At 60.3% G+C, this 24,087-nt stretch carries 21 protein-coding genes and 2 tRNA genes; 15 read left to right on the top strand and 8 right to left on the bottom strand.

Going from position 1 to position 24,087, the window contains the following annotated elements; all coding sequences use genetic code 11:
• Nucleotides 1–92: 92 nt before the first annotated feature.
• Nucleotides 93–1,808 carry a proline--tRNA ligase gene (locus AAGQ88_RS20560; protein ID WP_093463464.1) on the top strand — a complete coding sequence of 572 codons (1,716 nt, stop codon included), beginning with the start codon at nucleotides 93–95 and terminating at the stop codon, nucleotides 1,806–1,808.
• An 87-nt stretch (nucleotides 1,809–1,895) separates the two neighbouring features.
• The gene (locus AAGQ88_RS20565; RefSeq protein ID WP_285422338.1) at nucleotides 1,896–2,852 is read left to right on the top strand and encodes a hypothetical protein; all 957 of its coding nucleotides are present in this window, start codon (nucleotides 1,896–1,898) and stop codon (nucleotides 2,850–2,852) included.
• A 4-nt stretch (nucleotides 2,853–2,856) separates the two neighbouring features.
• On the opposite strand, the gene dinB is transcribed toward AAGQ88_RS20565, so the two are convergent.
• Nucleotides 2,857–3,915 carry a DNA polymerase IV gene (dinB, locus tag AAGQ88_RS20570; protein WP_342653416.1) on the bottom strand — a complete coding sequence of 353 codons (1,059 nt, stop codon included), beginning with the start codon at nucleotides 3,913–3,915 and terminating at the stop codon, nucleotides 2,857–2,859.
• 257 nt (nucleotides 3,916–4,172) lie between these two features.
• Here dinB and AAGQ88_RS20575 point away from each other — a divergent pair.
• The 4 genes from AAGQ88_RS20575 to AAGQ88_RS20590 all read left to right on the top strand — a co-directional run bounded on the left by AAGQ88_RS20575 (nucleotide 4,173) and on the right by AAGQ88_RS20590 (nucleotide 8,853).
• Nucleotides 4,173–4,249: transfer RNA gene (locus AAGQ88_RS20575), tRNA-Met, on the top strand.
• A gap of 257 nt (nucleotides 4,250–4,506) precedes the next feature.
• Nucleotides 4,507–4,583, top strand: a tRNA-Met gene (locus AAGQ88_RS20580).
• Nucleotides 4,584–4,915: 332 nt separating this feature from the next.
• Nucleotides 4,916–7,561 (top strand): bifunctional lysylphosphatidylglycerol flippase/synthetase MprF, encoded by a 2,646-nt coding sequence (mprF, locus tag AAGQ88_RS20585; RefSeq protein ID WP_342653417.1) that lies wholly within the window; start codon nucleotides 4,916–4,918, stop codon nucleotides 7,559–7,561.
• Complete coding sequence (locus AAGQ88_RS20590) at nucleotides 7,561–8,853, top strand: AcvB/VirJ family lysyl-phosphatidylglycerol hydrolase (RefSeq protein ID WP_285422341.1); 1,293 nt, start codon at nucleotides 7,561–7,563, stop codon at nucleotides 8,851–8,853. The genes mprF and AAGQ88_RS20590 overlap by 1 nt, the downstream gene beginning before the upstream one ends.
• Before the next feature lie 104 nt (nucleotides 8,854–8,957).
• Here the strand turns inward: AAGQ88_RS20590 and AAGQ88_RS20595 are convergent, their stop codons facing one another.
• Nucleotides 8,958–10,856: a potassium transporter Kup gene (locus AAGQ88_RS20595; RefSeq protein ID WP_285422342.1), complete on the bottom strand. Its 1,899-nt coding sequence runs from the start codon at nucleotides 10,854–10,856 to the stop codon at nucleotides 8,958–8,960.
• A 283-nt stretch (nucleotides 10,857–11,139) separates the two neighbouring features.
• Here AAGQ88_RS20595 and rimO point away from each other — a divergent pair, with 283 nt between their 5' ends.
• Both rimO and AAGQ88_RS20605 read left to right on the top strand, forming a co-directional pair.
• Nucleotides 11,140–12,465 carry a 30S ribosomal protein S12 methylthiotransferase RimO gene (rimO, locus tag AAGQ88_RS20600; RefSeq protein WP_285422575.1) on the top strand — a complete coding sequence of 442 codons (1,326 nt, stop codon included), beginning with the start codon at nucleotides 11,140–11,142 and terminating at the stop codon, nucleotides 12,463–12,465.
• A gap of 115 nt (nucleotides 12,466–12,580) precedes the next feature.
• On the top strand, nucleotides 12,581–13,036 hold the full coding sequence (locus tag AAGQ88_RS20605; RefSeq protein WP_342653418.1) for a GNAT family N-acetyltransferase: 456 nt from the start codon (nucleotides 12,581–12,583) through the stop codon (nucleotides 13,034–13,036).
• Between the two features lie 325 nt (nucleotides 13,037–13,361).
• Here AAGQ88_RS20605 and AAGQ88_RS20610 read toward each other — a convergent pair whose 3' ends face one another.
• Entirely contained in the window at nucleotides 13,362–14,357 is a 996-nt protein-coding gene (locus AAGQ88_RS20610; RefSeq protein ID WP_342653419.1) for an alpha/beta hydrolase, read from the bottom strand.
• A 163-nt stretch (nucleotides 14,358–14,520) separates the two neighbouring features.
• Between AAGQ88_RS20610 and AAGQ88_RS20615 the strand changes: the two genes are divergently transcribed.
• From AAGQ88_RS20615 to tsaA, 3 genes are all read left to right on the top strand, one after another.
• A complete protein-coding gene (locus AAGQ88_RS20615) occupies nucleotides 14,521–15,231 on the top strand; it encodes an rRNA pseudouridine synthase (RefSeq protein ID WP_342653420.1) in 711 nt (236 codons plus the stop codon).
• A 67-nt stretch (nucleotides 15,232–15,298) separates the two neighbouring features.
• Complete coding sequence (locus AAGQ88_RS20620; RefSeq protein ID WP_093463434.1) at nucleotides 15,299–15,760, top strand: DUF1456 family protein; 462 nt, start codon at nucleotides 15,299–15,301, stop codon at nucleotides 15,758–15,760.
• A 31-nt stretch (nucleotides 15,761–15,791) separates the two neighbouring features.
• Nucleotides 15,792–16,496, top strand: coding sequence for a tRNA (N6-threonylcarbamoyladenosine(37)-N6)-methyltransferase TrmO (gene tsaA / locus AAGQ88_RS20625; RefSeq protein ID WP_342653421.1), 705 nt, complete (start codon nucleotides 15,792–15,794; stop codon nucleotides 16,494–16,496).
• Between the two features lie 297 nt (nucleotides 16,497–16,793).
• Here the strand turns inward: tsaA and fpr are convergent, their stop codons facing one another.
• Nucleotides 16,794–17,573 carry a ferredoxin-NADP reductase gene (gene fpr / locus AAGQ88_RS20630; protein WP_002554680.1) on the bottom strand — a complete coding sequence of 260 codons (780 nt, stop codon included), beginning with the start codon at nucleotides 17,571–17,573 and terminating at the stop codon, nucleotides 16,794–16,796.
• A 122-nt stretch (nucleotides 17,574–17,695) separates the two neighbouring features.
• Here fpr and AAGQ88_RS20635 point away from each other — a divergent pair, with 122 nt between their 5' ends.
• Entirely contained in the window at nucleotides 17,696–18,622 is a 927-nt protein-coding gene (locus AAGQ88_RS20635; protein WP_285422347.1) for a LysR family transcriptional regulator, read from the top strand.
• A gap of 56 nt (nucleotides 18,623–18,678) precedes the next feature.
• Here the strand turns inward: AAGQ88_RS20635 and AAGQ88_RS20640 are convergent, their stop codons facing one another.
• A complete protein-coding gene (locus AAGQ88_RS20640) occupies nucleotides 18,679–19,047 on the bottom strand; it encodes a diacylglycerol kinase (RefSeq protein WP_285422348.1) in 369 nt (122 codons plus the stop codon).
• Between the two features lie 101 nt (nucleotides 19,048–19,148).
• Nucleotides 19,149–19,796, bottom strand: coding sequence for a response regulator transcription factor ErdR (gene erdR / locus AAGQ88_RS20645; protein WP_342653422.1), 648 nt, complete (start codon nucleotides 19,794–19,796; stop codon nucleotides 19,149–19,151).
• 226 nt (nucleotides 19,797–20,022) lie between these two features.
• Here erdR and AAGQ88_RS20650 point away from each other — a divergent pair, with 226 nt between their 5' ends.
• Entirely contained in the window at nucleotides 20,023–20,907 is an 885-nt protein-coding gene (locus AAGQ88_RS20650) for a DMT family transporter (protein WP_342653423.1), read from the top strand.
• 12 nt (nucleotides 20,908–20,919) lie between these two features.
• Here AAGQ88_RS20650 and AAGQ88_RS20655 read toward each other — a convergent pair whose 3' ends face one another.
• Complete coding sequence (locus AAGQ88_RS20655) at nucleotides 20,920–21,630, bottom strand: tRNA-uridine aminocarboxypropyltransferase (RefSeq protein WP_342653424.1); 711 nt, start codon at nucleotides 21,628–21,630, stop codon at nucleotides 20,920–20,922.
• Nucleotides 21,631–21,867: 237 nt separating this feature from the next.
• Between AAGQ88_RS20655 and AAGQ88_RS20660 the strand changes: the two genes are divergently transcribed.
• A complete protein-coding gene (locus tag AAGQ88_RS20660; RefSeq protein ID WP_342653425.1) occupies nucleotides 21,868–22,293 on the top strand; it encodes a quorum-sensing-regulated virulence factor family protein in 426 nt (141 codons plus the stop codon).
• Between the two features lie 9 nt (nucleotides 22,294–22,302).
• On the opposite strand, the gene AAGQ88_RS20665 is transcribed toward AAGQ88_RS20660, so the two are convergent.
• Complete coding sequence (locus tag AAGQ88_RS20665; RefSeq protein WP_342653426.1) at nucleotides 22,303–22,494, bottom strand: hypothetical protein; 192 nt, start codon at nucleotides 22,492–22,494, stop codon at nucleotides 22,303–22,305.
• A 465-nt stretch (nucleotides 22,495–22,959) separates the two neighbouring features.
• Between AAGQ88_RS20665 and AAGQ88_RS20670 the strand changes: the two genes are divergently transcribed.
• A complete protein-coding gene (locus AAGQ88_RS20670; protein ID WP_342653427.1) occupies nucleotides 22,960–24,072 on the top strand; it encodes an LOG family protein in 1,113 nt (370 codons plus the stop codon).
• Nucleotides 24,073–24,087: the final 15 nt, after the last annotated feature.

The raw sequence follows: 24,087 nt of genomic DNA on the forward strand, positions 1-24,087 counted from the left end.
GCCCGCGAAGCCCTCCCGCCCTGTACTCGACCGTATCACCACCGTACAATGCCAGGTCATTTCCCAGTCACAGCAACCGACAACGGCCGACCATGCGTACCAGTCAATATTTGCTCGCCACACAGAAAGAAACGCCTTCCGACGCGGTCGTGATCAGCCACCAGCTGATGCTTCGCGCCGGCATGATTCGCAAACTCGCTTCCGGCCTTTATACCTGGCTGCCCATGGGCCTGCGTGTACTGCGCAAGGTCGAGGCCGTCGTTCGCGAAGAAATGGACGCTGCTGGCGCACTGGAAGTATTGATGCCCGGCATTCAGCCGGCAGAACTGTGGCAGGAATCCGGCCGCTGGGAACAGTACGGCCCTGAACTGCTGCGCCTCAAGGACCGCCACGATCGCGACTTCTGCGCGGGTCCGACTCACGAAGAAGTGATCACCGATCTGGCGCGTAACGAGCTCAACAGCTACAAACAGCTGCCGATCAACATGTACCAGATCCAGACCAAATTCCGTGACGAGATCCGTCCACGCTTTGGCCTGATGCGCGGTCGCGAATTCATCATGAAGGACGCCTACTCTTTCCATGCCACCCAGGATTCCCTGCAGGAAACCTACGACCGCATGCATCAGGCGTACTGCAACGTCTTCACCCGCCTGGGTCTGAACTTCCGCCCTGTGGTTGCGGACAACGGCTCGATCGGTGGCGCCGGTTCTCACGAATTCCACGTACTGGCCGAATCGGGCGAAGACGATATCGTATTCAGCGACACCTCTGACTACGCCGCCAACATCGAGAAGGCAGAAGCGATTCCACGGGAAACCAGCCGCCCTGCCCCAACCGAGGAGCTGCGCCTGGTCGATACCCCGGATGCAAAAACCATCGCTGCGCTGGTCGAGCAATTCGGTCTGGCCATCGAAAAGACTGTCAAGACGCTGGTCGTCCACGCTGCGGAAGAAGGCAAGCTGATTGCGCTGATCATTCGCGGGGACCACGAGCTCAACGAAATCAAGGCCTCCAACCATCCACTGGTTGCCAACCCGCTGGTCATGGCTTCGGAGTCCGAACTGCGCGAAGCGATTGGCGCCGGTGCCGGTTCGCTCGGCCCGCTGAACCTGCCGCTGCCTTGCATCATCGATCGCTCGGTCGAGCTGATGAGCGACTTCGGGATCGGCGCGAACATCGACGACAAGCACTACTTCGGCGTGAACTGGGAGCGTGACCTGCCCGTGCCGGAAGTGGCAGATCTGCGCAATGTCGTCGAGGGCGATCCAAGCCCTGACGGCCAGGGCACGCTGATCATCAAGCGCGGTATCGAAGTCGGCCACATCTTCCAGCTGGGCACCAAATACAGCGACGCGATGAAATGCCAGGTACTGGGCGAGAACGGCAAGCCGGTCACCCTGGCCATGGGCTGCTACGGCATTGGCGTTTCGCGCGTGGTGGCGGCGGCCATCGAGCAGAACAATGACGAGAACGGCATCATCTGGAGCGACGCACTTGCGCCTTTCCAGATTGCGCTGGTTCCTCTGCGTTACGAAACCGATGCTGTTCGCGAAGCCACCGACAAGCTGTATGCGGAACTGACCGCTGCCGGTTTCGAGGTATTGCTGGATGACCGCGACAAGAAAACCAGTCCGGGCATCAAGTTCGCGGACATGGAACTGATCGGCATTCCACATCGCATCGTTGTCAGTGATCGCGGTCTGGCCGAGGGCAATCTCGAGTACAAGAGCCGCACCGAACCGCAAGCCCAGGCGCTGCCAGTGGCCGATGTGTTGTCCTTCATCAAGGGCCGCATCAACCGCTGAGTCGATGGCGCGTCCGCGTTGATGCGGGCGCGCCGTTGCGACCTGTTTTGTCCAGGCAAGTACCCCTTACCTGCAGCAAGAGATCTCATGTTCAAGCGAAAATCCTCAAGCCTGGCGGGCGCCGTTTTGTCCGCGAGTCTGTTCGTCAGCGGTTGCGCCAACCACCTGTCTCAACGCAGTGAGCATGAAGAGCGCGTCGAGCGCAAATTGCTCGACCACAGCTTTCAGGTCGACATCGGCGAGCCCAAGACACTTGAACTGCCGCAGCGTCGCATACGCATTCATGAACTCAAGACCTTCGACGTCACCGAGTTCGAAGTCACCCGCCATTACGATCGCTACACGCCGTATCAGCCGTGGCGCGAAATCTACGAAATCCCGCTGGGCGCAGTCGCAATCGTGGCAGGCGTCGGGGCAAACGTAGTGAACGTGGTCACGTTCGGCAGCCTTCCCGACAGCGTGACCAAAGACTGGCTCAGCTACGGCGTAGCCGGCATCAACCCGTTCATGAACGCCCCTTCGCACGGACGTGCGCAGCAGAACCTGGCGAGCATCGATGAAGTCCAGCTCGATCATCGGGTCGAGCATTCGAGCCTGCCATGGAGTGAAGCGCCGGTGGAAATCACGGCCGGAAAGGACATCAGCGAGCTGGATACCGATCGCAACGGCGTGTTGCGCATCAACCTGCTGGACAGCCCCTTCGCCGAGCAGAACCTGAGCCACGTCACCCAACTGACGTTCAAAGTGCAGGACGATCAGAGCAACGTGCAGGCGACAGCCAGCCTGCCGTTGAGCAAATCCCTGCGCGGCAAGCTGATCGAGGCGCACGATCTGATTTATGACGATCTGGAAGACGATGAAGTGAGCCAGTGGGTACACCGGATCAAGCGCCTTTCCGAGCTGGGGCTGGAGGAACAGGCCAGCGATCTGGAGCAGTCATTGATCGAGATGACACGCAACGATCCGCAACTGCAGCACGAATTCCTCAGGTCACTGGCCAAGGATGCCGGCCGCCTGGTAGCGGTTCCCGTCGGCAGTGAATGAGCGTCTAGCTGAATAACTCCAACTGTTCATGGGCGCCGCGCAGATCATGCAGGCGCACCCCGATCCCCAGCAGGCGCACCGGTTTTGCGCCCCGAGCAAAGGCCTGGGTCAGCAGTTGCTCGTAGCTGTCCAGATCGCGTCCCGCACCGGCCTGCTCCAGCGTCGTCTGGGTGAAGTCATGAAACTTCACTTTCACGAATGGCTTGCCAGGTCGATAAAGCGTGTCGATGCGCGCGATGCGTCCGTTCAGGTTCTCGAGCAAGGCGGGTAACTCCAACAGGCAACTGGCCAGATCAGGCAGATCCGTGTCGAACGTGTTCTCGACGCTGACCGACTGTCGGCGGTTGTCATTCTGCACAGGGCGCTCATCCACACCGTGTGCCAGATTCCACAGCCGCTCGCCGAACGAGCCGAACTCCCTCACCAACGACAACTTGCTCCAGTCACGCAGGTCCGTGCAGTTGACGATTCCCAGGCGTGCCAGCTTATCGGCAGTGACCTTGCCGACCCCGTGCAGCTTGGACACCGGCAATTGCGCGACGAACGCTTCGACCTGATCCGGAGTGATGACGAACAGGCCATTGGGCTTTTTCCAGTCACTGGCGATCTTGGCGAGAAACTTGTTGGGCGCGACGCCCGCTGAGACCGTGATGTGAAGCTGGCTGGAAACCCGCCGGCGGATGTCCTGAGCGATGCGCGTGGCGCTGCCGGAAAAATGTTCGCTGGCAGACACGTCCAGATACGCCTCATCCAGCGACAACGGCTCGATCAGGTCGGTGTAGTCGCGGAAGATGGTGTGAATTTCCTTCGACGCTTCTTTATAGGCGTCCATGCGAGGCTTGACGATGGTCAGGTCCGGACACAGAGAAATGGCGTGCCGCGACGACATCGCCGAACGCACACCATACGCCCGCGCCTCATAGTTGCAGGTCGCAATCACCCCTCGCCGGTCAGCTGAACCGCCCACCGCCAAGGGTTTGCCTGCAAGGTTCGGGTCGTCGCGCATTTCTATGGCTGCATAGAAGCAGTCACAGTCGATATGGATGATTTTGCGCTGCGGCATGACGTCGGTCGTAGGAAAACGGTTGTGCAGTATCTCACTCGCGTAAGCGTCTGACACTCTTCAGGGCAAATGACTTGCCGAAACCGATGCCTCCCAGCGCGTGAGAAGCGCGGCATACCGCGGCGCCGAGCCCCGCACGGCATGGCTTCAGCCGGCCGCCTGGCCCAGGCAGATCGCTAACCAATTGAAGAAAAAGCAGTTTTTTCCGATGATTGCTTGACAGGCTGGCGTTCCTCTGTAGAATGCCGCCACACAGACGCGGGATGGAGCAGTCTGGTAGCTCGTCGGGCTCATAACCCGAAGGTCGTCGGTTCAAATCCGGCTCCCGCAACCAAACATCAAAAAAGGCTACTCGAAAGAGTGGCCTTTTTTGTGCGCATCTGTTTTTCGAGCTGCGCCTCGACCTTTTTCATTCATACAAATGAAACATCATCGACGGATGATGGCGACCTGCCCTGCCGAGCCGTCGAGATAAAAGCCTTGTCCGATCGCCACTTAGGTGCGCCATCTGCGCAAACGCGGTTATTTTGTCGATCCTTGGCATTAAAGGTTGACACTTTATCGTTCGACTGTAGAATGCCGCCTCACAGACGCGGGATGGAGCAGCCTGGTAGCTCGTCGGGCTCATAACCCGAAGGTCGTCGGTTCAAATCCGGCTCCCGCAACCAAGCGTCTAAAAAAGGCTACTCGAAAGAGTGGCCTTTTTTTTGCCCTGACGAAAGGCCCTCGAACAGCACGCGTAAATGTTTGTCACATTCCGAAGTCGAGAGCGGTCGTCCGCATCGGCTTGTTACTGTATGTTGCCGGGCGCGACAGTTTTGCTCCCCTCTGCCGATATGCTGGCCAGCAACTGAACCTAGACTGAACAGTCACCGAAACGTAACTGCCGTATTCGCTCGTTAGACGTTGAAGCGCTAACATCCTGAATTATTTTTTGCGTAGGGATTGGTAACTTGGCTGTATACCCCCATCCTGTCGCGCACGATCCAAGGAGTGATTGATGCGCGCCAACCCGTCTGACACAAACGAAGCAGTCCCGGAGAGCCCGCCTGCGGCTCCCACCAGCCGACTGCGCGTACGCGAGCTGGTGAGCAAGTACCGTCAACCCATCGGGCTCGCCGTCACGATCATCCTGTTCGCCCTCGCCCTGATCGCCTGCCGCCACATGCTGACAGAGCTGGACATCTATGCTCTGCAGGACTCTCTGCTCAGTGTTCCGCTGCCCTCGCTGGGCGGCGCTGTGCTGGCAACTATCATCGGTTTCACCATTCTGCTGGGCTATGAATGGTCGGCCAGTCGCTACGCCAATGTCGATCTGCCTGCCAAAAGTCTGGTGATGGGCGGCTTCTGCGCGTTCGCTATCGGCAATGCAGTCGGCCTGTCGATGCTGTCTGGCGGTTCGGTACGTTATCGTCTGTATTCGCGCTTGGGCCTGGGCGCGGGCGAAGTTGCCCACATGACCCTGTTTGCCAGCCTGTCGCTGGGTTGTGCCCTGCCGCCTCTGGCCGCGCTGGCAACATTGAGCGATCTGCCGGCGGCCTCTCTCGCATTGCACTTGTCGGTCCCGGTGCTGGCAACGGCGGCCGTCGCCGTGCTTGCGATCAGCCTGATTCTGGGCGTTGCTGTGTACCGTCGGCGCCTGCCTGAACAAACCATTCCTCACAACCTGCTGGTCCGGGCGGGTCGTCGCACGCTGCGCTTGCCAGGCCTGCGCCTGACACTGATGCAGCTGGTGATCACGGCACTGGATGTCGCGGCAGCGGCTGCGGTGCTTTATCTGCTGTTGCCGTCCGCCCCGCCGTTCGGCGCGTTCCTGCTGGTGTATCTGTTGGCACTGGCCGCAGGGGTGCTCAGCCATGTACCCGGCGGTGTCGGGGTATTCGAAGCAATTCTGCTGACCGCCTTCGCCGACGAACTGGGCGCCGCGCCACTGGCGGCCGCACTGTTGCTGTATCGCCTGATCTACGTCGTGCTGCCACTGTTGATCGCGTGTCTGGTCTTGCTGTTCAGCGAGGCCAAGCGTTTCCTTTTTGCCCGCCAGGCCATGCGCGTGGCTTCCGGCCTGGGCGCGCCGATCCTGGCGCTGCTGGTCTTTCTATCTGGCGTGGTGCTGCTGTTTTCCGGCGCCACGCCGGAGATTGACACCCGCCTGGAGAGCCTCGGTTTTCTCATTCCCCACCGACTCATCGACGCCTCGCACTTCGGCGCCAGCCTGATCGGCGTGCTGTGCCTGTTGCTGGCTCAAGGCCTTCGTCGTCGGCTGTCGGCAGCATGGATGCTGACCACGATCCTGCTGTTCGTGGGCTCGATTCTGTCGATCCTCAAAGGCTTCGACTGGGAAGAAGCGAGTCTGCTGCTGTTGACCGCTTGCCTGCTGGCTATCTTCCGCCGTTCGTTCTACCGGCCGAGTCGTTTGCTGGAACTGCCGTTTTCGCCGCTGTATCTGGTCGCCAGCGTGTGTGTTCTGGGTGCATCGTTCTGGCTGTTGCTGTTCGCCTATCAGGACGTTCCCTACAGCCACCAGTTGTGGTGGCAGTTCACCTTGGACGCCGATGCCCCGCGCGGTCTGCGTTCGGCGCTGGGCAGTGCCGTTCTGCTGGTGATCGTCTCGCTGACCTGGCTGCTGCGCACGGCGCGTCCGCAGATCGTGCTGCCTGACGAAACCCAGCTGGCCAAGGCCGCAGAGATCATCAAAGCTTCCAGCCAGCCGGATGGCGGGTTGGTACTTACCGGCGACAAGGCCGTGCTGATGCACCCGGACGGCAACGCGTTCCTGATGTACGCCCATCGCGGCCGAAGCCTGGTGGCGCTGTACGATCCGATCGGCCCGACGCAACAACGTGCCGAGCTGATCTGGCAATTCCGCGACCTGTGCGACGTGCACCACGCGCGTCCGGTGTTCTATCAGGTGCGTGCCGAGAACCTGCCCTTCTACATGGACATCGGCCTGACCGCGATCAAGCTCGGTGAAGAGGCGCGGGTCGATCTGCACAAGTTCGACATCGACGCCAAAGGCAAGGAAATGAAGGACCTGCGTTACACCTGGAACCGGGGTGGCCGCGACGGTCTGTCACTGGAAATCTACGAAGTCGGCCAGGCGCCGATGGATGAGCTGAAAGTGATTTCCGACGCTTGGCTGACCGGCAAGAACGTGCGCGAGAAAGGCTTTTCCCTCGGCCGCTTCAGCCTGGATTACCTCAAGCATTTCCGGATTGCCATCATCCACTTCGAAGGCAAACCGGTGGCGTTCGCCAACTTGCTGGAGACGTCGCGCAACGATCTGGCGAGCCTGGATCTGATGCGCTCGCACCCGGATGCGCCGAAGCTGACCATGGAATTCATGATGGTCGGCCTGATTCTGCATTACAAAAAGGAAGGCTATGCGCGCTTCAGCCTCGGCATGGTGCCGTTGTCTGGCCTGCAGCCGCGCCGTGGCGCGCCGTTGACCCAGCGTCTGGGTTCGATGGTGTTCAGTCGCGGCGAGCAGCTCTACAACTTCCAGGGACTGCGTCGCTTCAAAGACAAATTCCAGCCTGACTGGGAACCCCGTTATATGGCCGTGCCCGCAGGACTCGATCCGCTGGTGGCACTGGCAGACACCGCCGCCCTGATTGCAGGCGGCCTGACTGGATTGGTGAAACGCTGATGATTCAACGCTACTGGCGCTTTTTGCTCGCTGCCCTGGTCATTCTGGTAGTGGCACTGGGTTTCTGGCTGTGGAACCGCCCCGCCGCACAACCGACACTGGAACGCCTCACGCTGGACGATGGCTCGGCGCTGCTGCGCGCAACGCCGTCTACCAAGGTCAAGACCCGCGTGGCACTGGCCGTGACCACTGAAGATGCACTGACCGAAAAGCAAGTTCTCGCGCTGAGCTATGACGCTTCCGCGCAGGTCATTCAGGTGGTGCTGCCCAAAGACGACTGCCAGTTGCAGGAGAAATCCTTCAACGCCGCGCTGCAGAAGCTCGATGGCGCACCCGACGTCGTGGCAGGTATCAGCGCCGGTGGCTCGGTCGCCTGGGACTGGCTCGCCCAGCAGAGCAACGACAAGGCCCAGGCCATCTCGGTGAACTTCGTCCTCAATCAGCCGGATTGCAAGGTCCCGGCGCCGAAGGCCGCGGCGCATGGCAAATGGACTGTGGCGTGGAACGACGGTCCGGACGACGAAACGGCAGTGTTCGTGCGTGACACCCCCAACGCCGAAACCAAGATCAGCGACTACGACATCAAGTATCCGCAGATCCTGAACACCGAAGTCCGTCATCTGCTGATCGCCGACGACGCCAACGGCGGCCTGAACATTCCGGTGGTGGAAGTGCCTTCGAGCCAGCCTTCGGACACTGTCACCCTGTTCCTTTCCGGCGACGGCGGCTGGCGCGATCTGGACAAAGACGTGGCGGGCGACATGGCGAAATCCGGCGGCTACCCGGTGGTCGGCATCGACACCCTGCGCTACTACTGGGAACACAAATCGCCAGAACAGACCGCGACCGACCTGAGCGAGCTGATGGCGCATTACCGGCAGAAGTGGGGTGCCAAGCACTTTGTCCTCGCCGGCTACTCGTTCGGTGCCGACGTGCTGCCCGCGATCTACAACCGCCTGCCGGAAGACGACAAGGCGCGAGTCGACGGCATCATCCTGCTGGCATTTGCGCGCAGCGGCAGCTTTGAAATCGCCGTAGAAGGCTGGCTCGGCGCCTCCGGCAAAGAAGCCGCCACTGGCCCGGAAATGGCCAAACTGCCGGGCGACAAGGTGTTCTGCGTCTACGGCGTGGAAGAGAAAGACGAAAGCGGGTGCACCGAAGCCACCGCCCCTGGCCAGAAGCAGCAACTGCCCGGCGGCCATCACTTTGACGAGGACTACCCTGCCCTTGCCAAGCGTCTGATCGCGGTGATCGACAAGTGGAAAGGCAAGGAAGCAGCCACCGCCGAGTAAATCCAGGGCACAAAAAAATCCCCGCACTCGTGAGACTGCGGGGATTTTTGCTTTCTGCACACCTGCCCGCTTCAACCGCAGGAATACCGGCGCCTTCTGACGGCTTACATCTCCACCTGCGTCCCCAATTCGATCACGCGATTGTACGGCAGCTTGAAGAAACGCAAGTTGCCATTGGCGTTTTTCAGCATGAAAGCGAACAGCCCTTCGCGCCAGCGCGCCATCCCGGCCAGTTTGGTCGAGACCACGGTTTCGCGGCTGAGGAAATAGGTGGTGCGCATCGGGCTGAAATCCAGATCAGGCAGATGGCACAGCTTCAGCGCGGCCGGGACGTCCGGTTCATCGATGAAACCGAAGTGCAGAATCACCCGGAAGAACCCTTCGCCGTAGGACTCGACCTCGAAACGCTGAGCGGCCGGGACACGCGGGGTGTCCTCATACACCACCGTCAGCAACACCACCTGCTCGTGCAGCACCTGGTTATGCAGCATGTTGTGCAACAGCGCGTGGGGCACGGCGTCGGGGCGGGCGGTGAGGAACACCGCTGTGCCTTGCACACGATGGGGCGGCTGTACGCGAATACTGCTGATGAAGATCGGCAATGGCAGCCCGCCTTCATCGATGCGATCTACCAGCAACTGCTTGCCGCGCTTCCAGGTGGTCATGAGAATGAACAGGGCGATGCCGGCGAGGAACGGGAAGGCCCCGCCCTGCACGACTTTCGGCACGTTGGCGGCGAAGAACATGCCGTCCACGAACAGGCAGCCCAGCAGAATCGGGATTGCCACCAGCGGCGGCCACTTCCACGCCAACAGCATGACCGAGGACACCAGAATCGTGGTGCAGAGCATGGTGCCGGTGACCGCCACGCCATAGGCCGATGCCAGCGCGCCGGATGACTCGAAGCCCAGCACCAGCAGAATCACACCGACCATCAACGACCAGTTCACTGCGCCAATGTAGATCTGGCCTTGTGCATCACTGGACGTGTGCTGAATGTACATGCGCGGGATGTAGCCCAGCTGGATCGCCTGCAGGGTCATCGAAAACGCACCGGAAATCACCGCCTGAGAAGCGATAATGGTCGCCAGCGTCGACAGCCCGATCAGCGGCAGCAGGGCCCAGCCCGGCGCCAGCAGATAGAACGGGTTGCGCACCGCTTCGGGGTTCTCGATGACCAGTGCGCCCTGGCCGAAATAATTGAGCACCAGCGCCGGCAGCACCAGCCCGAACCAGGCGCGGGAAATCGGCTTGCGACCGAAGTGCCCCATGTCCGCATACAGCGCCTCGGCGCCCGTCAGCGCCAGCACCACGGCACCCAGCACAGCGACGCCGATGCCCGGATGATCAATGAAAAAGCGCAACGCCCAGACCGGATTGACCGCGTGCAGCACTTCCGGTTGTTGGATGATCCCGTGAATACCCAGCGCCCCCAGCGTGACGAACCACAGCACCATGATCGGGCCGAACATCACGCCGATACGCGCCGTGCCATGCCGCTGGATCAGAAACAGCGCCACCAACACGATCAGGGCAATCGGCACCACCCAGTGGTCCAGGCCATCAAACGCCAGTTCCATGCCCTCGACCGCCGAAAGCACCGAAATCGCCGGGGTGATCATGCTGTCGCCATAGAACAAGGCCGCGCCGAACAGGCCGAACACGATCATGGTCGCCTGTAACCTGGGAAAACGTGCCGAGGCCCGGCGTGCCAGCGCCGTCAGGGCCATGATGCCGCCCTCACCGTCGTTGTCGGCGCGCAACACCAGTGCCATGTATTTGAAGGACACGACCCAGATCAACGCCCAGAAGATCAGCGACAGGATACCCAATACCGCGTCGTGGCCGGCCTGCACCCCGTAACCGCCGACAAAGACTTCCTTGATCGTGTAGAGCGGGCTGGTGCCGATGTCGCCGTACGCCACCCCCACCGCTCCCACCAACAGACTCAATGGTTTCGCTGAATGCTGCCCGGCTTCTGCCTGACTCGTTGCGTGACCCATTTACCACTCCTGAAACCATGACTCGAGCACCGCGACACGGCGCTGTGAGATTGACCTGCGCCGTACGGGTAAATTCCGATGCACCCGGCCGACGCGGGCCGCCGGGTTCAAGGCGCGAAGCATAGCGCAGCACTCGTCGTAATTCTCGGTTTAAGACTGGTCAATCGATCGACTCATCGATAGAATTGCGCACTTTTTGATCAGAGGCGCGCCAAGCGCCCAGTCAATGCCTCGGCCAGTCGCCCAGGCATACCTACGCCGAGGTTAGTCAATGTCCACCGTCATCACGCCTGCCGCCCCCAAGGTCGGGTTCGTTTCTCTGGGTTGCCCCAAGGCGCTCGTCGATTCGGAGCGCATCCTCACTCAGCTGCGCATGGAAGGCTATCAGGTCGTGCCGACCTACGAAGATGCCGACGTCGTGGTGGTCAACACCTGCGGTTTCATCGACAGCGCCAAGGCCGAATCGCTGGACACCATCGGTGAAGCGATCGCCGAAAACGGCAAGGTCATCGTGACAGGCTGCATGGGCGTGGATGAAAGCGTCATTCGTAACGTGCACCCCAGCGTGCTGGCCGTGACCGGCCCGCAGCAGTACGAGCAAGTGGTCAACGCCGTGCACGATGCCGCGCCGCCCAAGCTCGATCACAATCCGCTGATCGATCTGGTGCCACCGCAAGGCGTCAAGCTGACCCCGCGTCACTACGCATACCTGAAGATTTCCGAAGGCTGCAACCACAGCTGCAGCTTCTGCATCATCCCGTCCATGCGCGGCAAACTGGTCAGCCGTCCGGTGGGTGATGTGCTCGACGAAGCGCAGCGTCTGGTCAAGGCCGGCGTCAAAGAGCTGCTGGTGATTTCGCAGGACACCAGCGCCTACGGCGTCGACGTCAAATACCGCACCGGTTTCTGGAACGGCCAGCCGGTCAAGACCCGCATGACCGAGCTGTGCGTGGCCCTGAGTTCGCTGGGCGTCTGGGTGCGCATGCACTACGTCTATCCGTACCCGCACGTGGACGAGATCATCCCGCTGATGGCCGAAGGGAAAATCCTGCCGTACCTGGATATTCCGTTCCAGCACGCCAGCCCCAAGATCCTCAAGCTGATGAAGCGCCCGGCCTTCGAAGACAAGACCCTGGCGCGCATCAAGAACTGGCGCGAGCAGTGCCCGGACCTGATCATCCGCTCCACGTTCATCGTGGGCTTCCCGGGCGAGACCGAAGAGGACTTCCAATACCTGCTGGACTGGCTGACCGAGGCGCAGCTCGATCGCGTCGGCTGCTTCCAGTACTCGCCGGTCGAAGGTGCGCCAGCCAACCTGCTGGACGCTGCGATCGTGCCGGACGACATCAAACAGGATCGTTGGGATCGTTTCATGGCGCACCAGCAGGCCATCAGCGCCGCGCGCCTGCAGATGAAGATCGGCAAGGAAATCGAAGTCCTGATCGATGAAGTGGACGAACAGGGCTTCGTTGGCCGTTCGTTCTTCGACGCACCGGAAATCGATGGCAACGTCTTCGTGGAAAGCGACCGCGACCTCAAGCCGGGCGACAAGATCCTGTGCCGCGTGGTCGACGCAGACGAGTACGACCTGTGGGCCGAACCTGTCTGACACCTCCTCGGGCTGCACCCTGAACAACCCCGCCCTTTTCGAACGGCGGGGTTTGTTTTTTCTGGCTATCGTCATCACATTACCGATCGTCATCGTCAGAAGGAGACGCGGCAACATGACCCATCACTCGGTCATCTACCTGCCCAGGCAACACGATTACGAGGAACTCACCCAAGTCTGGGAAGCCTCGGTTCGCGCGACTCACGATTTCCTGCCGGATGACTACATCAAGCTGCTGCGCAATCTGCTGCGGACTCAATACCTGGGCGCCGTGAATCTGTTCTGCACGCGTGATTCGCACCTGCACATCACCGGGTTCGGCGGCACGACGCCGGGCAAACTGGAAATGCTCTTCATTGCCCCCGACTACCGCGGCATGGGGCTGGGCAAGAAACTGCTGGACTACGCGATCGAACACTTTCAGGTGACTGAGCTGGACGTGAACGAACAGAATCCGCAGGCGCTGGGCTTCTATGAGAAGCAGGGATTCGAGGTGGTCGGAAGGTCGAAAGTGGACGGGCTTGGCAGGCCGTATCCGATGCTGCGGATGCGGATCAAGTCAGTGCGTTAAGGCTTTACGCAACCCCATGTAGGCGTGAGCCAACTGTCTTTACGCCCCCGTGATCGGCTGCGCAGCAGGTGTAAACCAAAGGCGGCAATACGCCTGACACACAGCATCCACCGATTTTGCTGCCGGTTCCCGGCAGATCGCGGGCAAGCGACGCTCCTACAGAATTCGTGTCCGGGAGGAGAGTCGCGAATGCCTGGAGATCCCTGTGGGAGTGAGCTTGCTCACGATGGCGGCGGGTCAGTCACTTTATCGGTATCAGACATGCCGCCATCGCGAGCAAGCTCACTCCTACACAAAAGATGCTGCCTGCAAGATGGGCGTTGCGTTAACGCTTCAAGCTCTCCAGCAGTACCTTATTGAACTGCTGCGGGTCCTGGATCTGTGGGGCATGGCCCAGTCCGGCGAACTCGATCAACGTCGCGTTCGGGATGCGTCGGGCCACCGCCTTGCCCAGCTCCGGGTAATTGCCCAACGTCTTGCGCAACGCTTCAGGCGCAGCGTCCTTGGCGATGGCGGTGTTGTCCTTCTGCCCGATGAACAGCACCGTCGGCATTTGCAGTTTTTCGAAATCGTAGAACACGGGCTGATTGAAGATCATCCCGTAAGTCTGCGCAGACGCCCGAGCCACCTCCTCTTTGCCCTTGCCGTTGAACATTCCGGCCTGCATGTCGACCCAATGATCGAACTCCGGCCGCCATTCGTTGGCGTAATAGGTCGATTGCTGGTACTTGCGAATGCTTTCGGCACTGGTCTTCAGCTCACGGGCGTACCAATCATCAAAGCTGCGGTCCGGCACGCCTTTGGCCTTCCAGTCCTCAAGCCCGATGGGGTTGACCAGCAGCAACTGATCGACCTGTTGCGGATACATCAGGGCAAAACGCGTTGCCAGCATGCCGCCCATCGAATGGCCGACGACCGTGACGTGATCGATACCCAGATGGGTCAGCAGCGCTTGGGTGTTCTGCGCCAGCTGCTCGAAGGAATAGGTATAATCGGCCGGCTTGCTCGAACGGCAGAAACCGATCTGATCCGGCGCCACCACGCGATAGCCCGCCGCCGTCAGCGCTTTGATGCTGCCTTCCCACGTGGCGCCGCAGAAATTCTTGCCATGCAGCAGCACCACGCTGCGACCGTTGGGCGTGCCGGTCGGCTTGACGTCCATGTACCCCATCTGCACCTGCGCGCCCTGGGAATCGAAACTGAAGTTCTGCGCCGGGAACGGGTACTCGAACCCTTCCAGCTGCGGGCCATAGGATGGCGTCGGTGCCGCCAGCAACGGCAAGCTGATACTCATCAGCAACGCGGGTAACCATTTGGTCATGAACAAGCTCCAGGCAAAGGGACGGTTCAAGAGCAGACCTACGCCACTCTCGGAAAAATCCTTCGCATGGAGTCTGAATGAACGCGCATTTTCAATGTTGCCGCGATTAACGGTGCTTGCACGGGTACAATAGGCACCTTTCCTTTCTGTTACGGCTTTTCTCATGACTGACCCCATTCGCCTTTCCAAACGCCTTATCGAGCTGGTCGGCTGCTCTCGTCGCGAAGCCGAGCTGTTCATCGAAGGCGGCTGGGTCACGGTAGACGGCGTTGTCGTCGACGAGCCGCAGTTCAAGGTCGAGGATCAGGTCGTCGCGCTGAGCCCCGACGCGAAAGCCGTCACGCCCGAAGCGGTGACCATCCTGTTCAACGTTCCGGCAGGCATGACCCCAGACAAAGCGCTCGCGCTGGTCCGCCCCGATACGTTGTCCGCCGAGCACAGCGTCGGTCGGCGTCCGCTCAAGGGACACTTCCTGCGCCTGGAAGCCATTTCCACGCTTCAGGCCAACGCCAGCGGGCTGATGGTGTTCAGTCAGGACTGGAAAATCCTGCGCAAACTGACCGATGACCGCAGCAAGATCGAGCAGGAATACGTGGTCGAGATTTCCGGCGAAATGGTCGCTCACGGCCTCAACCGCCTGAACCACGGGCTGATGTACAAAGGCAAGGAACTGCCGAAGGTCAAGGCGAGCTGGCAGAACGAAAACCGCCTGCGATTCGCCATGAAGAACCCGCAACCGGGCGTCATTGCCCAACTGTGCGAAGCCGTCGGCCTGAAAGTCGTGGCGATCCGCCGTATTCGGGTGGGCGGCGTGTCCATCGGCAAGGTTCCCGAAGGCCAGTGGCGCTACATGACCGACAAGGAAAAGTTTTAATCCCTTCTTCTCAGCGCCGCGCGGACAGTCGCGCGCGCTCACACCGATTGATCAGGAAACACGCACCATGATGAACAACGATGTACTGCGTAGCATTCGCTACATGCTTGATATCAACGACGCCAAAGTGGTGGACATCATCAAGCTCGGCGGTTTTGAGGTCACGAAAAACCAGGTCGTGGCGTTCATGAAGAAGGACGAGGAAGAAGGCTTCGAGCCCTGCAGTGACGAGGTCATGGCCCATTTTCTCGACGGTCTGGTGTTCTTCAAGCGTGGCAAGGACGAAAGCCGTCCGCAATTGCCGATCGAGCTGCCGATGACCAACAACATCGTTCTGAAAAAGCTGCGCGTGGCCTTCGAGCTCAAGGAAGACGACATGCACGCGATCCTCAAGGCGGCAGAGTTTCCGGTGTCCAAACCCGAGCTGAGCGCCCTGTTCCGCAAGGCTGGGCACAACAACTACCGTCCGTGCGGCGACCAGTTGCTGCGTAACTTTCTGCGCGGCCTGACGCTGCGGGTCCGCGGTTGAGCCCTGGCGGACGCCCAATGAGCCTGCCGGCATGACTAAGTCCTACAACGTCTCGCCCATCGGCTTCGTGCGCTCCTGCTTCAAGGAAAAGTTCGCCATCCCACGCCAGCCGCAACTCGCGCCTGCCGCCCGTGGCGTGCTGGAACTGGTGGCGCCGTTCGATCAGGGCGATGCAGTGCAAGGACTGGAACAGGTGAGCCACGTCTGGCTGCTGTTTCTGTTTCATCAGGCGCTGGAGGACAAACCCCGGCTGAAGGTGCGGCCCCCTCGCCTGGGTGGCAATCAGTCGATGGGGGTGTTCGCGACCCGTGCGACCCATCGCCCGAACGGCATCGGCCAGTCGGTCGTCCGGCTGGAGAAAGTCGAAGCGGGCCGTCTGTGGCTTTCAGGCATTGATCTGCTGGACGGCACGCCCGTGCTGGACGTCAAGCCCTACGTGCCTTACGCCGATGTCATTGCCGACGCCCGCAACGGCATGGCGGCGGCCGCGCCGGATCTGATCCCCGTGCAGTGGGACGATAGCGCCCTGCTTCAGGCACGCGAGCATGGGTTGCGTCTCGGCGAGCCGCTGATGGAACTGATCGAGCAATGCCTGGCTCAGGACCCACGCCCGGCGTATCAGACGCCTGTGCCGGAGCGTCGATACGGTGCGCAGTTCTGGGATCTGGACGTGCGCTGGCATTATCCGCAGCCGGGGCTGATTCGGGTGCTGGAGGTCGTGCCCGCGTCTGTCTGACCCTCTGCACCCGACACCCTCTGCACCCGACCTGCCTGCAACCCGACGATCGCCCACAAAAAAACCGCCTGGTCCGTGACCTCCAGGCGGTTTTTTTGTCAGACACCAACCTTCAGTGTCCGCACTGACGTCTCCGCGAGCAAACTCGCCCCCACAACAGGCTTCGAGTGAAGCCAGAATGTTCAGCCACCTGTGAACCCTGTGGGACCGAGCGTACTCGGGAAGGGGCCACGTTTAACGCTGAACATCTTCAGTCAGAACAATATTCCGCGGGCACCATGGCCCGCAGAATCAGATTCACTTCTCGACGAATGCGCGCTCGATCAAGTAGTCACCCGGCTCACGCATGCGTGGCGAAACGGTCAGACCGAAGCTGTTCAACACTTCGCTGGTTTCGTCGAGCATGCTCGGGCTGCCGCACAGCATGGCGCGGTCGTCCTGCGGGTTGATCGGCGGCAGACCGATGTCGCTGAACAGCTTGCCGCTACGCATCAGATCGGTCAGGCGGCCTTCGTTTTCGAAAGGCTCGCGGGTGACGGTCGGGTAATAGATCAGCTTGTCCCGCAGCGCCTCGCCGAAGAATTCGTTCTGCGGCAGGTGCTCGGTGATGAACTCGCGGTAGGCGACCTCGTTCACGTAACGCACACCGTGGCACAGAATGACTTTCTCGAAACGCTCGTAGGTTTCAGGGTCCTGGATGACGCTCATGAACGGCGCCAGACCGGTACCGGTGCTGAGCAGGTACAGATGCTTGCCCGGCTTGAGGTCATCGAGGACCAGCGTGCCCGTCGGCTTTTTGCTGATGATGATTTCGTCGCCTTCCTTCAGGTGTTGCAGCTGCGAGGTCAGCGGGCCGTCGGGCACCTTGATGCTGAAGAACTCCAGATGCTCTTCCCAGTTCGGGCTGGCGATGGAATATGCGCGCATGAGCGGGCGCCCGTTTGGCTGCTGCAGACCGATCATGACGAACTGACCGTTCTCAAAGCGCAGACCTGGATCACGGGTGCACTTGAAACTGAAGAGGGTGTCGTTCCAGTGATGAACGCTGAGGACACGCTCGTGATTCATGTTGCTCATGGTACGTAGGAACTCCTGAATATTTGCTTGCGCCAGTCAAAGCGCCATTGCGCGATATTCTAGTGGCAGACACAATATCTGTTAACTGAATTATCAAGATATGGGTTATCGGTTATATAGATATGCGATTTACTCTCCGCCAGCTGCAAGTGTTCGTCGCCGTGGCCCAGCAGGAAAGCGTTTCCCGCGCCGCCGTGCAGCTGTCTTTATCGCAGTCTGCGGCCAGCACCTCCATCACCGAACTGGAACGCCAGTCCAGCTGCCAGCTGTTCGACCGGGCAGGCAAACGGCTGAGCCTGAACGCGACCGGGCGACAGTTGCTGCCTCAGGCGGTGGCCCTGCTCGATCAGGCCAAGGAAATCGAAGACCTGCTCAACGGCAAATCAGGCTTTGGCTCGCTGGCCGTCGGCGCAACACTCACGATCGGCAATTATCTGGCCACGCTGCTGATCGGCAGCTTCATGCAGCGTCATCCCGAAAGCCACGTGAAACTGCATGTGCAGAACACCGCCAATATCGTGCAGCAGGTCGCCCATTACGAAATTGATCTGGGACTGATCGAGGGTGATTGCAGTCATCCCGACATCGAAGTGCAGACCTGGGTGGAAGACGAACTGGTGGTCTTCTGCGCACCGCAGCATCCACTCGCCCGCCGTGGTCAGGCGACACTCGAGGAGCTGACCCGGGAAGCCTGGATTCTGCGCGAGCAAGGATCGGGGACGCGCCTGACCTTCGATCAAGCCATGCGTCATCATTTGAACAGCCTGAACGTACGGCTGGAGCTGGAACACACCGAGGCCATCAAACGCGCGGTTGAGTCCGGGCTCGGGATTGGCTGCATTTCACGCCTGGCCCTGCGTGATGCGTTTCGTCGCGGCAGTCTGGTTGCGGTGGAGACACCGGAGCTGGACCTGGTGCGCCAGTTTTATTTCATCTGGCACAAGCAGAAATATCAGACATCGGCTATCCGCGAATTCCTCGACCTGTGCCGCTCGCTCACCGCCAATGTGCGTCGCAGCGATGAGATAGTGCTGCCCAATATCGCCTGACGCGCGCCCTGTACTGGGGACGCGCTGCAACAGCCAGTGATGTTGTGAGGCGCGTGTCACCCTAGCAGAATCAAGCCCCAGACCACTGCGATCATGCTCAACGCCACGAACTGCGCGGCGCTGCCCATGTCTTTGGCATTCTTGGACAGCGGATGCCGTTCCAGGGAAATCCGGTCGATGGCCGCTTCAATGGCCGAGTTCAACAACTCGACGATCAACGCCAGCAGGCACACGGCGATCAGGATCGCACGCTCGCCGCGACTCACGTGAAACAGGAATGAAACCGGGATCAGGACGACGTTGAGCAGAACCAGTTGACGGAACGCAGCTTCACCTTTGAAGGCCGCGGTCAGGCCGTCGAACGAATAACCGGATGCATTGAGGATACGTTTCAGGCCGGTCTGGCCTTTGAATGGCGACGTCATAAAGAAGCTACTGAGCAATGAAGAGCGTGGAGGCTAGTGCGGCGGCAGTCAAAAAAGTGTGAAGGACTGCCGCACCTGCCAGAAAATGATGGGTGAGCCGATCAGCCAGGCGCGATGGACTCGAGTTGCTGCAGCAGCAGCGCGGCCTGAGTTCGTGTACGCACGCCCAGCTTGCGGAAAATGGCCGTGACATGAGCCTTGATGGTGGCTTCGGAAACGCTCAACTCATAAGCAATCTGCTTGTTGAGCAGGCCTTCGCAGACCATCGTCAGCACCCGAAACTGCTGCGGCGTAAGGCTGGCAAGGCCTTCGCTGGCGGCCTTGGCTTCGGCTGAAACGCTGACACTTTCATTCACCTGCGGCGGCCACCAGACATCACCGTCCAGGACCATGCGCACCGCTCTCTGAATGGTTTCGAGCGAGCTGGACTTGGGGATGAAACCGCTGGCGCCGAACTCACGGGATTTGACCACGACCGCTGCTTCTTCCTGCGCCGACACCATCACCACCGGGACTTGCGGGTATTGTCCGCGCAGCAGCACCAGACCCGAGAACCCATACGCGCCAGGCATGTTCAGGTCGAGCAGAACCAGATCCCAGTCGGACTTTTCAGTCAGACGCGCTTCCAGGTCAGCAATGCTTTCAGCTTCCACCAGCCGGGCATCAGGCCCCAGGCCCAGGCTCAAAGCCTGATGCAGAGCGCTACGAAACAGAGGGTGGTCATCGGCGATCAGGATTTCGTAGGTCATTTAATGATCCTGTTTATGAGTGAGCGCCGACGGATTCAGCCCCCACGATGGCATCCGAAAATGCCGGCCTGTAAACGCTGCGCCAACGCGGCGCATCAACGTCAAAACCAGACAGAACACGGCGCTCCAGTATTCGCGCGGCGCCAAGGATGCCCAGCGAATCCGGGGTGGTCAAGCTTCGCGCTTTACGGCAAAGTCTGCGCCCTTGATTCCTGCGAGTGCCACCATGCGAAAACACGCCCTGCGAGCGGACCTGCTCATGCTCCTGACCGCCATGATCTGGGGCTCCGGATTCGTTGCGCAGACGGCGGGCATGGACCACATCGGCCCCTACCTGTTTTCAGGTCTGCGCTTCGCGCTGGGCTCCATCTGCCTGGTGCCGTTGCTCCTTCGCCGCCCTGTCAGCGGCCCTGCCCCCGAGCCTCTGTTGACGCGTGGCCTGCTTCAAGGCGGCGTGATCATGGGTCTGGCGCTGGCGCTCGGGATCAACCTGCAGCAGGTCGGCCTGCTCTTCACCAGCGTCACCAATTCGGGGTTCATCACCGGGCTGTATGTGATTGTAGTTCCGCTTTTGGGACTGTTGCTGGGCCACAAAACGGGGATGGGCACATGGCTCGGCTGCCTGTTGGCGGTGGTCGGGATGTTCCTGCTGAGCGTGGGCGACAACTTTCAAGTGGCGTCGGGTGACTGGCTGCAACTGATCGGCGCGTTCGTATGGGGCGGTCACGTGATACTGGTCGGCATCTTCGCCAGCCGTCACGATCCCATCCGCCTTGCCTTCCTGCAGTTCGCCACCTGTTCGCTGGTGAGCCTGGTTCTGGCCTTGATTTTCGAACCCGTCTCCCTACAAGCCATCATCGGTGCAGCGCCGGCGTTGCTGTATGGCGGCGTGATCGCGGTGGGTATCGGCTACACCCTGCAGGTGGTGGCGCAGAAGGACGCCATTGCGTCCCATGCTGCGATCATTCTTTCGCTCGAAGCGGTATTTGCAGCGATAGCTGGCGCCTGGGTATTGGGCGAGGCGTTGCAGATGCGCGGTTACATCGGCTGTGCCTTGATGCTGGCGGGCATGCTGCTCGCACAACTGTGGCCGAGAAAGGCCACAGCCTGAGCGCCGCCGTTCCTACAGAAACGCTTTGAGGTGAGTGTGTGCAGCATCATCCGGATCAATCGGCAGCTGGAATTTCGCGCCCAGGTAGTGGGCGCTGAACACGTCCAGATAAGCATCCAGAACCGCTGCGGCCTGCTGGTCTCCCGCCAGTTCCAGGCATAAAGCGGCCACTTCCGCCGTGCAGAAATGGTCGTCACGCTTGGACCGACGCAGCCGATAGCGCGACGTTTGCTCAGGTTGAAGACTCAACACGGGCAAGTGGTTCAGATACGGACTTTTGCGAAACATCTTGCGCGCTTCCGGCCAGGTCGCGTCCAGCAGAATGAACAGCGGACGCTTGCCATCCGCAACCCGCACTTCGGTCACGACTCGCTCAGGCGCCACGAATTCGCCCGGAAACACAATATAAGGCTGCCACTGCGGATCGTTCAGCAGCGCCGGCAGCTTTTCATCCACGTCAACACGCGACCAGCCGAACGCCTCGGTGTCCTTGACCACGTCGGCGATCAACCAGCCGGTATTGGTCGGTTTGAGCGGTTCGGTGTCATACATCATCAGGCACACGGCCGAGCGTGCCGGGACCGTCGGCTTCCAGGCGCACAGGCAATAACTTTCAATGACCCGACAGTCGCTGCATCGGGGAGCGCGGGAGCCTCGGGCGATGAACGGCCGCGTGCTTCGGGCGAGCCTTTCGGCGCGCAGACGGGAAACGGCGTGGCTCATGAATGTGACCGCGCTGGCAAAATCAAAGGCGGGCAGAAAGGCAGCGGCACATTGGATATCCGGCAGGTAAAAAGTCGGCGCAGTCTATCAGAAGCGCCGTGTTCTCTGGTGCCCGCGCAGCCGACTCCCCTATACTGGCGGGCCCTGAAAGCACTCATGCCGCCAGTGAACGCCTTCGGATGTGACCGGTCCAACGGCCAGCCTTTGCACCACCCGTCCATGCACCAGGAGAATCCAATGCTGCGCTTCATCGCTCCCACTCTCACGCTTTTGCTCGTCGCTCCGCTGTGCGCCAATGCGGCGTCCAAACAGGATTACGAACTGAGCCAGATGCTTGAAAAAGTCGCGAAAGAAAGCAGCGCCGGCACTCCCCGCGCGATCAACGAAGACATTCTCGACGAGGGCTATACGGTCGATGGCAAGATGCTCATCAACCACCTGAGCGTGCAATCCGGTCAGGCTGCACAAATGCGCGAGAACCCGGATCTGGTCGGTCGCCAGCTGGGCACCAGCGTCTGCCGCAACGCCGGCTACCGCCAACTGATGGCCAAGGGCGCGACCCTGCGTTATGAGTTCAAGGAATACAAGACCGGCCGCGCGATCACCACTCAGCAAATCACCGCCGCCGACTGCGCTGCCAAGCCGCCTGTGAAGAAGAAGTAATTCCGCCTTTCAGTGACAGGATGCGCGCCGCTGCTGTTCTTCGGCGCGCAACTCTGCCAGCACCGCCTGCAGATAAAACGAGCGTCTTCCGCCCTGCTCCAGCCGCTTCACGCACTCTTGCTCGAGGGTGCGATGGTTATCGCGCGCCGCCTTGATCAACAAGCGATACAAGTTCTGATCGACTTCCAGCCTGATCTCCATTTCACACCCCTCCATGGCTCGTCCACACCCTCCGCTTGATGTGGGCAAACTCGATGACTGTCCGCAGACGCCACGGTGATACGAGTGGTGTCGGCGCTATCCAGGTTGCAATGACCCTTGCCTGCCATGATTTCAGTAAATCAGAGGGCAGACCGCACACCGGGCAGTCCGACGAATGGGATCCTGATGTGACCATTGCCAGCCCGGATGTTCGGGCACATCATCCATCCCATCCGGTTTGCACACCGTTACGTCTGATCACACTTGGCAAATCAACAGGGGTTGCCAGTGATTCGTGTAACTCGCACTGTGCTCTACCATCCAAGGACATCGCCAGAATCAGTGCGCCGCCCGCCGTCGCCAGGTGTTGCAGGCCATTTCGATGCGCGAGGCGCAGCGACGCACGAAGCGTCGTGCTCCTGATGAACAGTCAGGACCGATGATTTGCAAAAGGAGAACGTTTGAATGCCTTATGTACCCAATGACGCCCTATCTCTGCATTTTCAGGGCAATGGAATCGACCTCACCCGCAAGGTCGACGAACAGCTCGCCCAGATCGCTCCAAACAGCCCCAACCTCGCGCTCTATCGCGACATGATGCTCACGGTCCTGCGTATGGCTCAGGACGACCGCAACCGCTGGAACGCGAAAATCACACTGCAGGCTCTGCGCGAACTCGAAAACGCCTTCCGCGTGCTCGATCAGTTCAAGGGTCGTCGGAAGGTCACGGTTTTCGGCTCTGCCCGGACTCCGATCGAACATCCGATGTACGCCCTGGCCCGGGAGCTGGGCATGAAGCTGGCGGCATCCGATTTGATGGTCATCACCGGTGCCGGCGGCGGAATCATGGCCGCGGCGCATGAAGGTGCGGGCCTGGACTACAGCCTGGGTTTCAATATCACCTTGCCTTTCGAACAGCATGCCAATGCGACCGTGGACGGCACCGGAAACTTGCTGCCGTTCCATTTCTTCTTCACCCGCAAGCTGTTTTTCGTCAAAGAGGCCGACGCGCTGGTGCTGTGCCCTGGCGGGTTCGGCACGCTGGACGAAGCGCTGGAAGTGCTGACCCTCATTCAGACCGGCAAAAGCCCCCTGGTGCCCATCGTGCTGCTGGATGCGCCGGGCGGGACCTTCTGGGAAGGTGCCCTGACGTTCATCAGGAACGAATTGGAAGCCAATCGCTACATCCTGCCCACTGACATGAACCTGCTGAAACTGGTCTACACGGCGGACGAGGCCGTCGCCGAAATCAATCAGTTCTACAGCAACTTCCACTCGAGCCGCTGGCTGAAGAACTCATTCGTCATTCGCATGCATCACCCGTTGAGCGAACAAGCGTTGGCACACATGCAGCAGGCGTTCGCCGACCTGTGTCTGAGCGACGACTTTCATCAGCATGGGTATCAGAAAGAACACGAAGAGGAGCAGTTCAGCCATTTAACGCGCCTGGCGTTCAAATTCAATGGCCGCAACCACGGTCGCCTGCGCGAACTGGTCGATTACATCAACCTGAACGAGAACTGGGCGAAAACGGCTCAACCTCAAGTGCGTGACCTGGAGTCCGCAAAAATCCCCTGACCGTCAACCCGCATG

This window comes from Pseudomonas sp. F3-2, assembly GCF_038804275.1.
Lineage (GTDB): Bacteria > Pseudomonadota > Gammaproteobacteria > Pseudomonadales > Pseudomonadaceae > Aquipseudomonas.

Bases quoted from the DNA above. Each gene is read 5' to 3' on its own strand.
- AAGQ88_RS20560 (WP_093463464.1), top strand. From the start codon at position 93: ATGCGTACCAGTCAATATTTGCTCGCCACACAGAAAGAAACGCCTTCC.
- AAGQ88_RS20565 (WP_285422338.1), top strand. From the start codon at position 1,896: ATGTTCAAGCGAAAATCCTCAAGCCTGGCGGGCGCCGTTTTGTCCGCG.
- dinB (WP_342653416.1), bottom strand. From the start codon at position 3,915: ATGCCGCAGCGCAAAATCATCCATATCGACTGTGACTGCTTCTATGCA.
- mprF (WP_342653417.1), top strand. From the start codon at position 4,916: ATGCGCGCCAACCCGTCTGACACAAACGAAGCAGTCCCGGAGAGCCCG.
- AAGQ88_RS20590 (WP_285422341.1), top strand. From the start codon at position 7,561: ATGATTCAACGCTACTGGCGCTTTTTGCTCGCTGCCCTGGTCATTCTG.
- AAGQ88_RS20595 (WP_285422342.1), bottom strand. From the start codon at position 10,856: ATGGGTCACGCAACGAGTCAGGCAGAAGCCGGGCAGCATTCAGCGAAA.
- AAGQ88_RS20605 (WP_342653418.1), top strand. From the start codon at position 12,581: ATGACCCATCACTCGGTCATCTACCTGCCCAGGCAACACGATTACGAG.
- AAGQ88_RS20610 (WP_342653419.1), bottom strand. From the start codon at position 14,357: ATGACCAAATGGTTACCCGCGTTGCTGATGAGTATCAGCTTGCCGTTG.
- AAGQ88_RS20615 (WP_342653420.1), top strand. From the start codon at position 14,521: ATGACTGACCCCATTCGCCTTTCCAAACGCCTTATCGAGCTGGTCGGC.
- AAGQ88_RS20620 (WP_093463434.1), top strand. From the start codon at position 15,299: ATGATGAACAACGATGTACTGCGTAGCATTCGCTACATGCTTGATATC.
- tsaA (WP_342653421.1), top strand. From the start codon at position 15,792: ATGACTAAGTCCTACAACGTCTCGCCCATCGGCTTCGTGCGCTCCTGC.
- fpr (WP_002554680.1), bottom strand. From the start codon at position 17,573: ATGAGCAACATGAATCACGAGCGTGTCCTCAGCGTTCATCACTGGAAC.
- AAGQ88_RS20635 (WP_285422347.1), top strand. From the start codon at position 17,696: ATGCGATTTACTCTCCGCCAGCTGCAAGTGTTCGTCGCCGTGGCCCAG.
- AAGQ88_RS20640 (WP_285422348.1), bottom strand. From the start codon at position 19,047: ATGACGTCGCCATTCAAAGGCCAGACCGGCCTGAAACGTATCCTCAAT.
- erdR (WP_342653422.1), bottom strand. From the start codon at position 19,796: ATGACCTACGAAATCCTGATCGCCGATGACCACCCTCTGTTTCGTAGC.
- AAGQ88_RS20650 (WP_342653423.1), top strand. From the start codon at position 20,023: ATGCGAAAACACGCCCTGCGAGCGGACCTGCTCATGCTCCTGACCGCC.
- AAGQ88_RS20655 (WP_342653424.1), bottom strand. From the start codon at position 21,630: ATGAGCCACGCCGTTTCCCGTCTGCGCGCCGAAAGGCTCGCCCGAAGC.
- AAGQ88_RS20660 (WP_342653425.1), top strand. From the start codon at position 21,868: ATGCTGCGCTTCATCGCTCCCACTCTCACGCTTTTGCTCGTCGCTCCG.
- AAGQ88_RS20665 (WP_342653426.1), bottom strand. From the start codon at position 22,494: ATGGAGATCAGGCTGGAAGTCGATCAGAACTTGTATCGCTTGTTGATC.
- AAGQ88_RS20670 (WP_342653427.1), top strand. From the start codon at position 22,960: ATGCCTTATGTACCCAATGACGCCCTATCTCTGCATTTTCAGGGCAAT.